Origin of the sequence: Cypionkella aquatica, assembly GCF_030161095.1 — a bacterium.
Taxonomy (GTDB): Bacteria; Pseudomonadota; Alphaproteobacteria; order Rhodobacterales; family Rhodobacteraceae; genus Cypionkella; species Cypionkella aquatica.
The window spans coordinates 268,695-283,113 of record NZ_BSPP01000005.1 but is presented as its reverse complement, the minus strand read 5'-3'; the positions used below and the strand labels follow the sequence as shown (position 1 = coordinate 283,113).

The following is a 14,419-nucleotide window of genomic DNA, read 5'->3' as shown; positions in this document are numbered from 1 at the left end:
GTCAGACTTCCTTTTCGGTCAGCGCCGCATCGGCGGCAGTCGAGCTGCGGACAGCGCGGGTGGGTTTGGCGGGCACAGGATCGGGCGCTGCGACCTCGGCCGGGGCGTCAGCGGGCGCAGCGTCAATGACGTTGCCCTCGTCATCGATAGGCTGGCCTTCCTCGTTGATCCGGGTCAGCGAGCCATCCGCGTTGCGCATGTAGCTGCCGCCACTGGCAGGAAGGGGGTGGTCAGGATTGATCATGGTTGGGCTCCGATCAGATAGCGGCTGGTTTGCCATGTTTGGATGTAAAGACTGACGCCGTTGGGCAGGCCCGAGCCCTCGCCACTGGTGAGCGAGCACGGATCGCCCCCTTCGGCTGGCGACCAGCCTGCGAGAGTCTGCTCGACGTCGTTTTTCAGGGCATCGAAACGCAGGGCACGCTCGGTGCCGCGCGGATCGTCGTGCTGGCGAAACACCATGGCGACCAGAAACTGAGCATCGACCTTTTGCCTATGACCGCCCGTGGCATAACGCGCAGCCATCGCCCGTTCGCGGTAAGGCACCACAAACAGCGCGCCATCATCGGCGGCGGTGGCGCGGCCTGCGATGGCTTCAATATCTTCGGAAATACCAACCGAGACGAATTTCCCACTGTCGAGCAGGCGCTGATACAGGATATTCAGCACAGCCAATCCCCCGGATTGGAGAAATGGGCGTCAGGAATTTCCGACATGAAGCTGCCCGAGGTCGGGGTGGGCTCAGTTCCTGACGCATCCGGCAAGGCCACCAGACCGCGTGCGACATCCTTCAAACCACTGATCGCGTCCTTGTAATCGGCGGTCACATAGTCAGGCGGTCCGTTGCGGTGCAGAAAATGCCGAGCGATTGAAACCGCCCAAGTGCGCAAGATCGGCGGGGTCGATACCAGAGGCAGGGTATATTTGGTGCGGACATATCCGTTGACGATGTTGTCTGCGTGCATCAGCGCCGCATCGACGACCGGCGCATCCGGCGTGCCGTCACGGTCGCGGTCAGCGGTTTGACGGATTTCGTCCGCGCCAGCCCGATCAATCAGGTCACTGAGGGATGCATAGGTCATGTCAGCCCACCAAGCTCGCGACAGCAGGCGCACCAAGTTCGCCGTCGCAGGCCACACCGCCAACACGGCGGCCGTTCAGCGCATGCGCTAACCAGCGCGCCCGCAAATAGCCGACGTTCGGCGCGATGCGCAGGCGGTATGCCGCGCGCATTGACGCGATCCAGCTGCTCAGAAAGCTGAACAGGCGGATGATCATCCGGTCGATTGGGCTGAAATCGAAGATGAAAAACTTCATTCGACGATCTCCACCCGGCTCGGCTTAAACACCGAGCGGTCGACCGCCATGAAGCCTTTTTCAATGTCGGTGCGCCCGGTCGCCAGCCAACGTTGATCGGTTTCGGGAAACTCTTTCAACTCGTCGAGGGCGCGCAGCACCCGCTCTTCGATCTGTTTCATCGCATTGACGCGCTCAAGCGCTGCAGCGGGTTGGGGGCGACAGCCATGAACAGGAAGGGCAGCATGTTCGACAGAGTTCATCGGGGTCATCCGTGCTTCGGGGTTCAGGAAAGTGGCTGGGGCCGAAGGGAACAACGGCCCCAGCCAAGGTGCTGTCGCGCCGATGCGATCAGCTAGTCGCTGCACCCTTTTTGACGGTGGTCTTGGCGACGGGGGTATTCGCGATGACAGCCGGTGCTGCCTTGAGAGCAGCCATGTCGGCCTCTGCGACCGTCAGCTTTTCGACCAGATCGGCAGAATTCTGACGCTCGGCGGTGAGCAGTTTCCCGGCTTCATCAAGCCGCGCCAAAAGCTCGGCCTTTTCCTTCTCCGCCAGTGCCGAGAGTTCTTTCACTTCGGCTTCGAGCTTATCGAGCGCACCGTCGAAGGCTTGCTTGGCAAGTTTACTGGCCTCGGCCGCGACAGCAGCATTGAAGGCGTCCTGGTCGAAAACGGGCGCAACTGGGAGGGTCGCGACCAAAGCCTCATTGGCCACAGCAGCGACAGTGACAACGACACCGGCTTCCTTGAGAAGCTCAAGCTCGGCTGCCGACACTGACTGAACACCTGCCATCAGGACACGGAGGTCGATTTTGGTCGGAGAACTCAGGGTAACTTCGATCCGGTCGTCCATCAGGTTGAAGCCCCCGTGAACAAGAAGCCGCCTTCAGCGCCGGTAATGTAAGCGCGCCGTTCGGCTTTGATCGGGTAGATCCAGCTGTCGTTGTTGCGCTCGGCGTAGGGCACTTCGACGTGCGGATAGCCCTTCAGCTCGTAGGTGTAGCCGTAGGACGGCACCTGATAGGTGTCCCCCGTCATCGGCACATAGGCGAGGATCGCGTCCAATCCCCAGATGTCGGTTGCCATCACCGAGTCATCCGCCGTCTCAGGCAGGTAAACAGCGGTGCCGACAACCACCTTTTTCAGGTTGAAGAACGCCGCGAGCATTTCAGCCGTAATGCTTTCTTTCGAGGTGTATTTGAACTGGTCTTTCACCTTCGGGTGGCGGCAAAGCGCATTGAACACTTTCGGGCCGAGGGTCAGTGTGTTGGCGTAGCGACCGATTGATGCCCGGATCGCCTCGTTGGCGTTGGTGATATCCGCCGCCGGATCGGAGGTGCCGTCTGACCATTTGGCCGCACCGGCAAGGGTCAGTTTGTGGTTGGCATCGTAGTTCGCGACATTGCGCGCCATCGTGGCGCAGTCATATTCAAGGCCGAGGTCGATGGCGTCCATCACCATATTGATCGCGGCAGAACCCAAGTCGATGCCCGGAACGCCAGCGGCTTCCTCTTGGTGCTCAAACGGGACAACACCTTCCAGCGCGTCTTGGGTCAGCGAAACCCCATCGGAGGCATAGCCGTATTGCACGCGCTTTTTGTCCGCGCCGGGCGCACGCTTGGTGTTCAGCATGCGGAAGGCTTCTTTGCCAAACCGGATGATGCGCATCGAGCGGTTGGGGATCGTGACGCGCGGGAACAAGAATTGTGCGACGAAATCGGCATTGCGATAACCGCGCGCGTGGGTCGACAAGATCGGGTCGATGACGGCGGCGGTCCGGGTATTTAAGGGAGCCATCGGGGGTTTTCCTTAGCTGAGTTTGAGAACGGTGACGAATTCGCCGTCGGCGGCGGCGTTGAGCGCGCGACCGATGGGATTGGCGGGTGTGGCTCCGACGACCTTCACACCACCGGCTGCGGCAGACATGACGCGCGCGCCAAGCGTGATTGCACCCACAGCTTTGACGCGCAGAACGCCCATTGCGATGATCCCGGTCGGTTGACCGATTTCTGTGCTGGGGCTTTTCGCGCCACCCAGCACGAGGGCGTCATCAGTGGTGACTTTTGCGCCATCAAAGCCGATCAGGTCATAGGCGTTGAAAAGGCCGGTGGAGACGACGGTGACCGTCAGGACTTCTTGATAAAACTGCATGGGTTCCTCGGGGGTTGCGGGTCAGGAAACGGCGCGCACGGCGTCGAGATATTCGGTGCCGGGATGCTCGGCTTGGAAGCGGACGGCCTTGGCATGCAGCTCCAGCCCGGCGCTATCGACCGCCTGACCATCAGCCGAGAACGCAGCTTCGCCGACCTGTGGGGGCGCGTTGGACAAATCGACTTCGCCGAAGTTCACGATCTTCGGCTGTTCCGACAGGATCTTACGCAGAGCCGCGCCGGGGGTCAGCTTCTCGCCACCTTCGGCAAAGCTAACAGCGGCATGACCGGGCAGAACATTCAGCACCGCGATCAGCTTGTCCTTCAGCACGGGCAGTAAACGCCCATCGGTGACGAGGCCTTCGGCGAAGGTGGCATTTTCGGATTGGGCGATTTCTGCCTCGCGTGCGGCCAAATTGGCTTCACGGGCCGAAATGTCAGCCTCGCGCGCAGCGAAGGCGGGATCGGGCTGGGTCACAGCAGGCTCCTGAGGTTTGGGGGGGGTGACGACGGGTGCGGCGAAACCGACGCGACCCTCCTGGCCGGTGATTTCCATGTCGCCCAGCCATTCGATGCGATAGCCCGGCAGCGCCTTGTCGGCGTCTTCCATGCCGAATTTCTCAATCAGGAATTCGCGGATTGCCCGGAACAGGCTGGCGGTTTCCTCGAAACCACGTTCGCCGAACGCAGCGGCAAAGGTGACTGCATCGTCGGTTTGGGCGAAGGCCACATTCTTCAGGCCAGCGACAGCCGGGGCGGCACCGCCGAGAAACCCGACGTGCTTGGGATACCAAGTGCCGGGCACCGGGTTTGCCGCCGCTGTCGGCGGGAAGAACGACATGCTGACCTTTTTGTAGCGGCCAGCTTTCACAGCATCAGAAAATGCCGGGTCGATCTCGCCGACATTGGCAAACAACCGATCTTTGGCGGTGTCGAAGTCAAACGACTGCACCCAGCCATACGCGGGCGCGTCGGTGGTCGGATGACCCACGACAACCGGCACAGGGGCGTTCTCAAAATCATAGGCATCTGCAACGGCGCGCAAATCGGCGGCAGAATAGGTCAGGGCAGCGCCCTGCATCGGCGTAAAGGTACCGGGGCGAAAAACCTCAATACGGGCAGTCAGGGGTTTGGGGGGCATCGGTCCATCCAGCGGTTACCGGACCAACCATGCAGGGTCGCGCGAAGCAAAACGCCCGGACACGAGGTCCGGGCAGAATGTCTCTTTTTGTGGATTTGGCGGTAGGATGACAGACGCAGGCGGTCGGTCAAGCCCGAACATGGGCACAGCGCGTTTCTAACGGGGGGTTAACGGGGGTATTACCCTGCGAGCGGGGGATTGCCGCACAAGGATTGCCGCGCGCGCCCTGTGGCGCGCATATCGCGGCCCCGATTTACTCCTCACCAAGCCATGCCTCCGCCAGTTCAATAATCTCAGCGTCGTCAGCCGCAGACACACCGATATACGGCCGGGCGGGGATGTTTCCCCAAGGCAGATGGTGAAAATGATCGCGGCCCAACTTGTCTTTGCCCCTGAAGGCTCCGAACGCACCCTGCGCCGCACCAAGCTGATGAACGCCCGCATATTCGACCGGAGATCCGATTCTGACGCCGTCGCTCTCGACCTGATAGATAATCGATGCCTTAAGGCGCTTTGACACCGTGAGAATTTTTGAGGATGTCTGCCCAAGCTTGATCCGCCGCTGCAGGGTCGATGGCCGCAAGGGCTGCCAAGGCGTGCCATCGGGTGCCGTCTCGTGGTCAAAGTTCGACTTCGTAGAGTTGACCAGGTGTTCACCGACCGCTTTGTAGAACGGCGTCGGATTTTCCATGCGATCAACCAGATCACTGATCCGCTCGCGGGCAGCGAGAGTGTTAAGCTCAACTGTGAAGGTGACGCCTGCCATATTGAAATTCCTCTAATTTCGGGCTATTTTACTGGTGTCGGCAACGCGGCGAGTGGTGATACTCCTGGGAGCTCCCCGACATGACGGCCCAAATCACCGTGGGCCGTCATTTTCTTTTCCAGATCAACTTGCCACCACGACGCACATCAAGCCCTTTGAACGGCTCACTGGTGGACCCTGCGGTGGGATAGACGGTGGTTTCTTCCCACCATTTCCGCCCCACCTGAAATGCAGCCATAAAGCCCAAATCCGGGTAGGCCCGGATATAGCGCCGGTCCAGCCAGATATCAGATGCAGCCCGGTTTGCCGGATTGGCCTTTTCAATCAGGCCGATCCAGATCTCATCAGGGTCGAGGATCATCTCAGCCATCAGCGCCGCATAGATTTCGCGTCCGCGCTTCAGGGCCTTGAACTGACCATCGCGGGTGCGCAGCATTTGATCCGAAATCGGCATCCGCACGCCTGCTGCATCCGTAAACAGCACAGCCCGGCCGATCTCTGCGCCAAAAGGCTTCAGGAAGGCCGTCACATAGTCTTCGACTGGCAAGTCTGGGGCCAAGAGCTTGGCAGTGGTTGGGCGAGCGCGCGCGACAAGATCGGCAATCGGCTCCGGCGTATCGATGGACACCAACTGGCGCAGACCGGCTGCGGCACCTCCCCCTTCGTCGATCAGGGCCGATGGCACCAAACCGCGCTCCCACAGATCTCCGGGCATGTAGTCCCAACCATAGCCGATTCCGGCAGGCTGCATGATCATCTGCTTAGAGGCCGGATCGATGACCGGCATCACTGCATCTCGCGGGGCTTCATCTGGGCCATCTTTACCAAGGCGGCGCAAATCGCCGCGCGACAGGGATTTGACGCCACAGCTGCACAACCAATCATTCGGCGGGAAATGGGTGTCCCACCACGGATCATCCCAACGCAGAACGTGGCCATTCCAATCAGTGTGCAGCTTGCGCGGCGTCAGCGGAATCCGGCTGTCGGCATGGACATACTGCCAAAACGGACGCAGCTTCACCACATCCGGGTCGCGCATTTGCTTCAGGCGACCCGCCATGAAGCTGGTGCGCATGTTGGTCTCAAAAATGGTGCGGATGCGCCAATCACGCTCGCCGCGATAATCCCAGCCATACTTTTCAACGAGGCGGTCAAAATCAGCGGCGAAATCTTCTACCCGACCGCCGTTCTCGGCATGACCTGCCAATGCGTCCTGAAACTCCTCGAGCATGGCAACGTCAGTCGCACCCGCGATGACGAACGACCGATCATGGTTGCCTTGCAGGGTATCGAGCCACCATTTGCTCGGTGTCGGCCGTTTCTGCCGCAGGAAATCCACCTGTTCGCGGAAGGTCAGCCTGACGGCCGTCGCTGCAAAACTTGGGGAGACATCCCCATCCTGAAACGCCGCTTCGCGCCCGGAATAGGCTGAAAGCTCCATCGCGTCGGCAAGCTGCTTTGCCAGCGCGTCAGGCGTCCAGTTCGCCGCCAACATCACAAGTTTGGCGCGCGCCTGATCAAGAGTGTCAGCGGTTACGGCCTGACGGATCGCCTCAATGCGCTTTTCTAAGAGCCGCTTGGTCTGCTGGACCAGCTGATCGGTGATCAGATCAACTGGCCCGTCCTCGGCGGCAAAGCAGCAATGATCATGCTGCGGAAGTTTTTTTTTGAGCCGTCGGCAAAGGCTGCGGGATTGTCAGTCGTAACAGCCGGCGGCTTTGGCCCGCGCGTCGGTGTTGCGGCGGCAAATGCCACGCGTGCGATCACCAGTTGGTCGATTGAAGCATCGGCCATTCGTGTGACAACCTCGAAGCCGACGAGGAAGTCGCGCGCTTGGCCGTCGTCCTCGATGCGCGCGGCCAGCGTCAGGATCGCGACAAGTGTATCAACCTCTGCCGCTTCCGCTTCGGCCATTGCCTTGCGGGCGGCAGCGCGGGCGGTGGCACTTTCCTGACGCTCTCGGCTGACCTTTGGCACCCCGGCTCCGGGCACATTATATTCCACGATCCACCGGATCAGCGTGTCACTTAAGGAGTCGGTCAGCAAATCAGCATCGCTATCGACCAGCATGTCGAGCATATCGGCATGGGTTTCTGACGCGGCCTTTGACCCCGATTTGCCGATATCGGTGGTCAGCGTCTCGCCGGTGACGCAGATCGAAATCTGCTTGTCCCAATAGGTTAAGAATTCCTGATAGCTTACCGAGCCGCCGCGTGCGGCCTCAAGGAAGGATACGTCAGTGCCGATGGGTACGGTGATTGCCGAACTGGTGCGGATCGATGTCAGCGAATTCAGCAAACGGCGCTGTTCTTCGCTGATGGTGCCATAGGGCGTTTTGCCGATGACCGTGGGGCCAGCGAACTTGTCGAGGAAGTGCAGCCAGAACGCCACACCTTCGCGCTTGAACAGCACCGGCCAAAATAACCGAGAACCAACCCCGAGGCCGTAGGGATTGTTGCCTTTGACGCCATGCCGGTGAACGATGAACTTGCGCTCTGGTAACTCAATCCCGTCGCGCATGTTTGCCCAGGTCAACAGGCGCGGCCGCCAATCCTGACCGAACGCAAAGCGGCGCTGGTCGTGCGATTTGACCTGGGCGGGCACGATCCGATTTCCCTTACGCGCCCAGACCACTTCAGAAATTGCAAAGCCCTTCAAGGTGGCATCAAGCAGGTCTTCGCAAATCCGGTCGAACGGGATCGACGCCAAGATTTCGCGCACCACCTCGACGGCCTGCTGATCCAGTTCCGAATCGGAGGATGCGGTGACAGCCCATTCCCGCGCCGTCAGGCTGGAGCGGCGTTTTTGCAGCATCGCCCCGGCATGCGGGTCTTGCGCCACTTCGTCATAGATCTTCAGGCCTTTGCCGCCGCCGCGTTTGATCAGCGTGTCGTCGGCATGTTGCAAAGCCCCGTTGAAAAACGGGATGGTGATATCGTTGGTCGCGTTGGCGATCATGGTGCGGGCTTCAACCGGCAAGTTCGTGCGGGGTGCCGCCTCGGCAAAGGCGGCGGTGCGGCGGTCTTTTTTGCGGCTCATAGCCTGTAATCTCCGTATGAATCGCGCGCGCTGTCATTGGCCGTCATCAAATGCCCGCCGCCGCCCGCCGACGCGCCGCCCGAATAGAGCAGCGCATTTTGCCACAGCATGTCGAGCGCGTCGGGTCCGTCATCGTGATCGGCATTCGGCCATTGCTGTAACTGGTCGATCAGGGTTTGTTGTGTAGGATGCAGACGGATCAGCCCGGCCGAGATCGGCGGCTGCAGCCGCTCGATGCGCAGGTTCTTGTCACTGTTGGGGATGATCGGGATTGCCGAAATGCCCACGCCCTGCTTTGCCGCCTCAATCATCAGCGTGGTGCGCAGAAACTCTTGGAACTGCACCGATTCCACAAACCACAAAAGACACCGATAATCGCGCTGCATTTTGATGGTGTCAGAAATGATGATGTCGGGCAGGCGTTTGCGGATCGACGCCTCAACCACATCCATCTTGCCGGTCAGCCGATCCATTCCGCCGATCAAGATAGCGGACGGGTCTCGGCCATTGCCTTTCTTGCCGAGCGAAGGGTCGATAGCGCCGAAATGCACCCACTCGCGCATCGGCTGGACCCAATAGATCAGCTTGCCAAATGGGTTGCCCTCACTCAGCGGCTTGTTTTGGTATTCGGTCTGGAAAGCGTCATGAGAGGCCGCGCGTTCCAGCATCAGGAACAAGAGGGACTGGATGCCGGGCCAGTTGACGATAGCGCCCGCGTCCATTTCGGCCTTGCGGGCGCTATAGAAGGCCGTGGCAGATTCTTCGCCGTCGTTGTTGTAAGCCTCTTCAAACTGGTCCCAAAGATCCATGCGATCCGGCCATTTGACCACGGCTTGGAACTCAGTCACCCGCCAAACTGGCGATTTTGCCGCGCGCACCAGCACCGCGTCGAAATGCAGCACGGTGCCGACCCAGATGACGTGCATCGAGCCATCGGGCGGGCCGACTTTCAGGGCTGCCCGCGTGATCCATGTTTCCAGCTTTTTACGCTGATCTGGGTTGCGCACTGCTTCGTCATTTTCCAGATCATCGAAAAACATCAGGTCAGGCCGATACGGCCCGTGGCGACGACCCCGGATCTTCTGCAACGCGCCCAAGCCTTCGACTCGGATATTGGTGCGGGTGACGATCTCGCCCTCGCGCCAGACGCGACCCTGACCGCAAGCGTCAGGAAAATCATGGCTCAAGCGCGGATTGGTGGTCAGCTCGGCCTTCAGCGCCTCAATCAGCAGCGCTGCCTGCGCATAGACGTCACAGACCTCGAGGCAGTAGCGGGTTTTGCCCAGCACGATGCAATAGAGTGCAAAACCTAACGACAGGTGGGTCGATTTGGACGAGCCGCGCGGTGCGATGAACAGATCCCGGACACCCTTTGGGCTGCCGAGGATTTCCGGCACGCGAGCGAAAATGTGCTTGTGAAACAAGCTATGCTCGCCACGCACATAGTGCGGCAGGTAGGTTTCCAAGAAATACTGGAAACCATCTTCGGCGCGCACACGGCGCAACCGTTCAGCTTTGGCGGCGAGATCGGCCGGGAAGTCATCGACGCTGAGTTCAATCCAGCGGGAAAAATCGCCAGCCATTACGGCAAGGCGATCTTTGAAATCCTTTTTGCTGACAGCCGCCTTCAGCTGCGGACGCTTCATGACGTGTAAAGCCCAGCCAAGCGTTCACCGAAAGGCTCGATGATCTCCAAGATCGCAGCGGCGTGCTGCGGGAAATTCTGACGCACGAACTCCAGCAAATGCCCCATCACATCCTGGGCAACACCAAGCTCGGAGATTTTCGGAGCCAGCTTGCGCGCAGCTGACGTCATCTTGGTCATGGCGTCTGCAAGCGCGACCAGGTGCTGAACTTTGGCCGCTGTGGTGAGTTCAGGATTGTCGCGGATGTCATCCAGCAGGGATTGCGCCATGATCATGAAGTCTTCGACGACCGAAGATACCACGGTCTCAATGCCTTCACCGGCGATCACAGAGGCGGTGCGCGCTTTATCCCAATCATCGCCTTCATCCTTGGCCGCTTTCTTCCAGCGCCCGAAGGTGGCCTCAGAGATGCCGTACGCAATCGAGATCGTGGAGCCGGTCATCCGGCGATAGATGTAATCGCCGCGGGCTTTACGGCGGGCGTCTTCACGGACCGACATGGAAACCACCTTTCAGCGCAAAGCCGATTGCCGCAAGGATCAAGGCACCCACCACCAAGCGCAGTACCCAAGTGATACCGTCCTGAATTTTGGTGAGCGACTTCTCGATGTTCACGGCGCGCACTTTCTCCTCGGCCGTATTAACTTCCAGCCGGTTGATGCGCCCATCATGCAGGTCCAGCCGCTGATGGGCGTTTTGCAGCCGTTCTACGAATTGCGAAATATCAGACACTTAAGAGCCTTTCTGCTCGATAGCGGCCTTCAGGCCGTCTTGCCGGTGCGCTGGTCTTCAACGCGGGCTTGCCCTGCGCGCCAGGATTGCCAAGCGATAAAGATGCCTGCCACGAGGATGACACCGCCGCCGATCAAACCGTGATCAGCAAACAGCTTTTGAATCGCATTGGATTGCCCAGTGATCTGCGACACCGCGCCGGTGAGCTGATCAATAACGGCAATCGCGCCGCCACCGCCTACCAGCGTGCCGACGACCGCGTTGGCAATCGACGCACTGGCAATGCGGCTGCCACCCGCCGACAAGCTGGCCAGCGAGGCCATGGCCCGCTGCGGCGCTACGGCGCGCGGTTTTGCCACTGTCATCGCTTCACGCGACAATGCGCCAAAAATGCCATCGGCGATCAGATGGTTGTCGGCTTGGAAGGCCAAGACGGCTGACCGCGTGCGTGCGCCGAAATCACCATCCAACGCACCGGCGAAGTAGCCCAGCTTTGCCAAGGATTGCTGCAACAGCTTCACAAGCTCGCCTTTGCTGCCCAGCGTCATCGAAACCACATTGCTTTCGAGCACCTCAAGGCCTTCGCCATCCAGCGGCGGGACCGTCGCGACCTGATAATCAGCTGCCATCGTGATATCGTTAAGATGCGCCTTGGGGTCCAAGCCCAATACTTTGCGGTAGTCGATAACGGGGCAGGTCTTGTTTGCTACCTCACAATGACCGTGGAAGGTCATGATGTTGCGATATGCCTTGTTGATCTGACGGCACAAAGACCGCAGCGTTTTGAACTGCTCTTCGGTGAATTTTTCCTCCAGAAGGCCATGCAGGCAGATCGCGATTGTGCCGACGTTGTTGCCCTCTTGAGCTGCCGGGATTTTTTCCAGATCACGGCCCATTTCCAGCGTGCCGTCTTTGCGGATGAAGAAATGGTAACCGACGCCGGACCAGCCACGCGCTTTGTGCCAAGCGTCCATCGTGGCAACGTTGTCATGGGCTGGATTGTCGGAGGCCGAGCAATGCACGAAAACGCGCGTGACCGGGCGGGCGGGCTTTTTGAAGGTGTAGGACACAGAGGGGCAACCTTGATCAGAGGGAAAGCGCTATGATCGGGGTATGCCTCGCGCGTGGGGTGCGAGTTGCCCGGACATCAGGTCCGGTCTGGCGATTATTCTGAAAAAAGATCGGGTTGACGCTTATCGTCACGGCTGTTTGCCACCCGACGCACATGCCGGGTAGACACGCCCAAGGCCCGCGCAATCGAAGCGCGATCCATGCCGCGCGCTTCCATCCGCATCACATCAGCCCGCACCGATTTTGGCGCACGGGCGTGTGGGACGTAGATCTGATTGCCCGACAGAAACTGGCATAGCGCAAGCGCATCGGTTTCACCAAGAGCCAAAATGACGGGGTGATCCGCCTTGGGTGCCACAGGGAATTTCACCTCCAGCCCGCCGAAGTGTTGGATCAAGGCCAGAGCCACCCGCATGCCAAGCGTCTCCGCGACATCGACAAGCGACATCGGCAGAGCGTTAACATTGACGGGCAGCTGCTGGGTCATCCCCTGACCACCCCTTTTTGATGGACAGATTCAGCGGCAACGCTGGCGCGCATCGCAACACCGAGCCGCACCTCGCAGTAGGCCGAGAGCGTCATACGGGGCCTGAAACCTGCGCCACGCGCCTCCAGTTCGAGCCTGACAGCGGTATTGACCACCGCGAAATAGCTGCAGTCGAAATGCGCGCCGATCTGACGCGCCGCCACGCCTGCCCGCCACATCAGGCGGAATTCCTTTTCTTGATGTGGGCGGATGACCTCGCGACGACCTGTGCGGCGCTGGGGCAAGCCGAGCGCAATAGCGCGGTCCTGAAGACAATCGACAGACATGCCAAGGTTGGCAGCTGCCTCCGGCAGGAGCACCTCGACGTTGCTCCACGCACGCTGGATATCGGCGTTTTTCGCCCGAATTGACCGCATTGCCATCAGCCAGCCCTCCGGGCTTTGCCGCGCTGTTCCATCTTTTTCAGCGCTTCGATGATCGGTGTGGCCTGCACTGAATCGAGCAGATCAGGATCAACCGCGACCGAAGCGTCATCGGGGGCGACGAAACGCTTGCAAAACGCCCGCAGCGCCGGGCGTGAAGCATCGTCGATCACTCCGAGGCGATGGCAGGATTTCCATAGAGCATGGATCAACCGCACATAGGGCTTCACAGAGGCCGGAAGTTTGCGCCCGCCGGATTTCACCCGAAAACCGAGGCGCTTCAATTCGTCAAGAACGTCAAGTTTCTGACGCTCGGTCATGACGCGCAAACTGACCTTCCCCGTCACGCGGGCCAGCATGGCGCGGTAATCGTCCTCGACCATCTGCAGTTGGCCTTTGGCGATGTTGATGATGGCTGTGGTGTTCATGCCGGTTCACCTGCAGCAGATGCCAGGATCGCGTGACCTGCATCCGAGAGGGCGCAGTTTTTATCAATCATTCCGGCAATATAGAGCGGCCAAGCCCCTGCGATGGACATTTTGTGCCCGCGATCTCGGATCTTCTGCCCATCGAGGGTGTCCAGAAACACCTGCCTGCCATCGTCACTAACATGAGCGACGACTCTGCCCGATGCCAACAGCATCAACGCCTCAATGGGTGCCGGTTTAGACATTGCGGCTTGGCACGCACTGATTTCATCTGGGGTGTAAATGCCATCAGTCACGGCTGCACCGCGCGCAGCTGTCGGGGTGAGAAATCGACGGGACAAACGGTGTTTTACACATCGCGCATGGCACCTTGCCGCCGCCCGCCAAATGCTCCTGCAGCTTGCGACATTGTTGCGCCCAGACCGAGCGCAACTGCCCAACGGTCAGATCGAAGGTCGGAGCGATCAGATTGAGCTTTTCGCCCGAACTGATGCGCGCGAAAGCCTCTTCCAACTGAGCTTCGGTCAGGCGGTCGGAGACGACCATCAGAGGCGCGGTCTTTGGCCGTACAGCAGGCACCTTCGGCTTTGCCACAACGGCAGGTGTATGCCTCAGGGGGGGGGAGGCCCGTTTCACCTCAACTACATCCAGAAGCGAAGCCTGTGTCTCTGCCTCAGCCGCTGCTGCATCGCGCAAAGCCTGACCGAATGACGAGACGGCTTGCTCGGGCAACTCGATCTCTTCTTCCTGAAGGAAGAACATGACCCGCGATGCCACATCCTTCTCGGGAAAAATGCCGACAAGGATCGGCCGGGACAGCACGATCTCAAATTGCCCATCGGGGCGGTCACGCAACATATAGCTCATCTCTACCTCCGGGCTGCTCATCAGGACACGGCCACCACGCCGCACCGACCGCCGCCCGGTGTGATCCGGGCGGGGTTTCGCAAGGGACGGTCAGGCCACCTTCTTCGGGGATGGCTTGAAGGTCAGCTTGCGGCTTTCTGGGATTTCCATCGGAACGCCGGTGGCCGGATTGCGACCCGGGCGTGCCGGGCGTGCTTTCACCTGAAACTTGCCAAATCCGATCAGCGAAATAGTGTCGCCTGCCTCGGCGCGCGCGGTGATGCCGTCAAGAAACTGCTCAAGAATGTCCTTGACCACGACCTCGGGGACGCGACTCTTGGTGGCGATTTCGCGGATAATATTGCCTTTGTTAACAGTGCCCATAGGTTCCTC

Annotated in this window: 22 protein-coding genes and 1 other RNA gene; all 23 read right to left on the bottom strand. The window is 59.9% G+C overall.

The genetic code is table 11. The annotated features are described in order from the left end of the window. Position 1: 1 nt before the first annotated feature. The 23 genes from QQJ98_RS08365 to QQJ98_RS08255 all read right to left on the bottom strand — a co-directional run bounded on the left by QQJ98_RS08365 (position 2) and on the right by QQJ98_RS08255 (position 14,410). Positions 2 to 244 (bottom strand): hypothetical protein, encoded by a 243-nt coding sequence (locus QQJ98_RS08365; RefSeq protein ID WP_284324897.1) that lies wholly within the window; start codon positions 242 to 244, stop codon positions 2 to 4. Then, entirely contained in the window at positions 241 to 669 is a 429-nt protein-coding gene (locus tag QQJ98_RS08360) for a phage tail terminator protein (protein WP_284324896.1), read from the bottom strand. The genes QQJ98_RS08365 and QQJ98_RS08360 overlap by 4 nt, the downstream gene beginning before the upstream one ends. Further along, positions 663 to 1,082, bottom strand: a complete 420-nt coding sequence (locus QQJ98_RS08355; RefSeq protein ID WP_284324895.1) for a gp436 family protein — start codon at positions 1,080 to 1,082, stop codon at positions 663 to 665. Before QQJ98_RS08355 ends, QQJ98_RS08360 begins: the two co-directional genes overlap by 7 nt. A 1-nt stretch (position 1,083) precedes the next feature. Then, a complete protein-coding gene (locus QQJ98_RS08350) occupies positions 1,084 to 1,317 on the bottom strand; it encodes a hypothetical protein (protein ID WP_284324894.1) in 234 nt (77 codons plus the stop codon). Then, a complete protein-coding gene (locus tag QQJ98_RS08345) occupies positions 1,314 to 1,664 on the bottom strand; it encodes an Acb2/Tad1 domain-containing protein (RefSeq protein WP_284324893.1) in 351 nt (116 codons plus the stop codon). Before QQJ98_RS08345 ends, QQJ98_RS08350 begins: the two co-directional genes overlap by 4 nt. Next, on the bottom strand, positions 1,648 to 2,151 hold the full coding sequence (locus QQJ98_RS08340) for a hypothetical protein (RefSeq protein WP_284324892.1): 504 nt from the start codon (positions 2,149 to 2,151) through the stop codon (positions 1,648 to 1,650). Before QQJ98_RS08340 ends, QQJ98_RS08345 begins: the two co-directional genes overlap by 17 nt. Further along, a complete protein-coding gene (locus QQJ98_RS08335; protein ID WP_284324891.1) occupies positions 2,151 to 3,095 on the bottom strand; it encodes a major capsid protein in 945 nt (314 codons plus the stop codon). The genes QQJ98_RS08340 and QQJ98_RS08335 overlap by 1 nt, the downstream gene beginning before the upstream one ends. A 12-nt stretch (positions 3,096 to 3,107) precedes the next feature. Then, positions 3,108 to 3,449, bottom strand: a complete 342-nt coding sequence (locus tag QQJ98_RS08330) for a capsid cement protein (protein WP_284324890.1) — start codon at positions 3,447 to 3,449, stop codon at positions 3,108 to 3,110. 21 nt (positions 3,450 to 3,470) lie between these two features. Continuing rightward, positions 3,471 to 4,589, bottom strand: a complete 1,119-nt coding sequence (locus tag QQJ98_RS08325) for a hypothetical protein (RefSeq protein ID WP_284324889.1) — start codon at positions 4,587 to 4,589, stop codon at positions 3,471 to 3,473. A 253-nt stretch (positions 4,590 to 4,842) separates the two neighbouring features. Next, positions 4,843 to 5,355: a phage virion morphogenesis protein gene (locus QQJ98_RS08320; RefSeq protein ID WP_284324888.1), complete on the bottom strand. Its 513-nt coding sequence runs from the start codon at positions 5,353 to 5,355 to the stop codon at positions 4,843 to 4,845. Between the two features lie 106 nt (positions 5,356 to 5,461). Further along, complete coding sequence (locus tag QQJ98_RS08315; RefSeq protein ID WP_284324887.1) at positions 5,462 to 6,850, bottom strand: PBECR2 nuclease fold domain-containing protein; 1,389 nt, start codon at positions 6,848 to 6,850, stop codon at positions 5,462 to 5,464. Between the two features lie 110 nt (positions 6,851 to 6,960). Then, positions 6,961 to 8,394 (bottom strand): phage portal protein family protein, encoded by a 1,434-nt coding sequence (locus tag QQJ98_RS08310; RefSeq protein WP_284324886.1) that lies wholly within the window; start codon positions 8,392 to 8,394, stop codon positions 6,961 to 6,963. Beyond that, complete coding sequence (gene terL, locus QQJ98_RS08305) at positions 8,391 to 10,040, bottom strand: phage terminase large subunit (protein WP_284324885.1); 1,650 nt, start codon at positions 10,038 to 10,040, stop codon at positions 8,391 to 8,393. The genes QQJ98_RS08310 and terL overlap by 4 nt, the downstream gene beginning before the upstream one ends. Then, positions 10,037 to 10,540 carry a DUF1804 family protein gene (locus QQJ98_RS08300; RefSeq protein ID WP_284324884.1) on the bottom strand — a complete coding sequence of 168 codons (504 nt, stop codon included), beginning with the start codon at positions 10,538 to 10,540 and terminating at the stop codon, positions 10,037 to 10,039. Before QQJ98_RS08300 ends, terL begins: the two co-directional genes overlap by 4 nt. Further along, positions 10,527 to 10,772: a hemolysin XhlA family protein gene (locus QQJ98_RS08295; protein ID WP_284324883.1), complete on the bottom strand. Its 246-nt coding sequence runs from the start codon at positions 10,770 to 10,772 to the stop codon at positions 10,527 to 10,529. Before QQJ98_RS08295 ends, QQJ98_RS08300 begins: the two co-directional genes overlap by 14 nt. A 29-nt stretch (positions 10,773 to 10,801) precedes the next feature. Further along, complete coding sequence (locus tag QQJ98_RS08290; protein WP_284324882.1) at positions 10,802 to 11,842, bottom strand: peptidoglycan recognition protein family protein; 1,041 nt, start codon at positions 11,840 to 11,842, stop codon at positions 10,802 to 10,804. Between the two features lie 95 nt (positions 11,843 to 11,937). Then, positions 11,938 to 12,330, bottom strand: a complete 393-nt coding sequence (locus QQJ98_RS08285) for a hypothetical protein (RefSeq protein ID WP_284324881.1) — start codon at positions 12,328 to 12,330, stop codon at positions 11,938 to 11,940. Then, entirely contained in the window at positions 12,327 to 12,752 is a 426-nt protein-coding gene (locus QQJ98_RS08280) for a hypothetical protein (protein WP_284324880.1), read from the bottom strand. The genes QQJ98_RS08285 and QQJ98_RS08280 overlap by 4 nt, the downstream gene beginning before the upstream one ends. Beyond that, complete coding sequence (locus QQJ98_RS08275) at positions 12,752 to 13,180, bottom strand: regulatory protein GemA (RefSeq protein ID WP_284324879.1); 429 nt, start codon at positions 13,178 to 13,180, stop codon at positions 12,752 to 12,754. The genes QQJ98_RS08280 and QQJ98_RS08275 overlap by 1 nt, the downstream gene beginning before the upstream one ends. Further along, on the bottom strand, positions 13,177 to 13,476 hold the full coding sequence (locus QQJ98_RS08270; protein ID WP_284324878.1) for a hypothetical protein: 300 nt from the start codon (positions 13,474 to 13,476) through the stop codon (positions 13,177 to 13,179). Before QQJ98_RS08270 ends, QQJ98_RS08275 begins: the two co-directional genes overlap by 4 nt. Beyond that, positions 13,469 to 14,047 (bottom strand): hypothetical protein, encoded by a 579-nt coding sequence (locus tag QQJ98_RS08265; RefSeq protein WP_284324877.1) that lies wholly within the window; start codon positions 14,045 to 14,047, stop codon positions 13,469 to 13,471. The genes QQJ98_RS08270 and QQJ98_RS08265 overlap by 8 nt, the downstream gene beginning before the upstream one ends. 7 nt (positions 14,048 to 14,054) lie before the next feature. After that, an RNA gene (locus tag QQJ98_RS08260) (hammerhead ribozyme type II) lies at positions 14,055 to 14,130 on the bottom strand. 7 nt (positions 14,131 to 14,137) lie between these two features. Beyond that, entirely contained in the window at positions 14,138 to 14,410 is a 273-nt protein-coding gene (locus QQJ98_RS08255) for an HU family DNA-binding protein (protein ID WP_284324876.1), read from the bottom strand. Between the last annotated feature and the right edge of the window lie 9 nt (positions 14,411 to 14,419).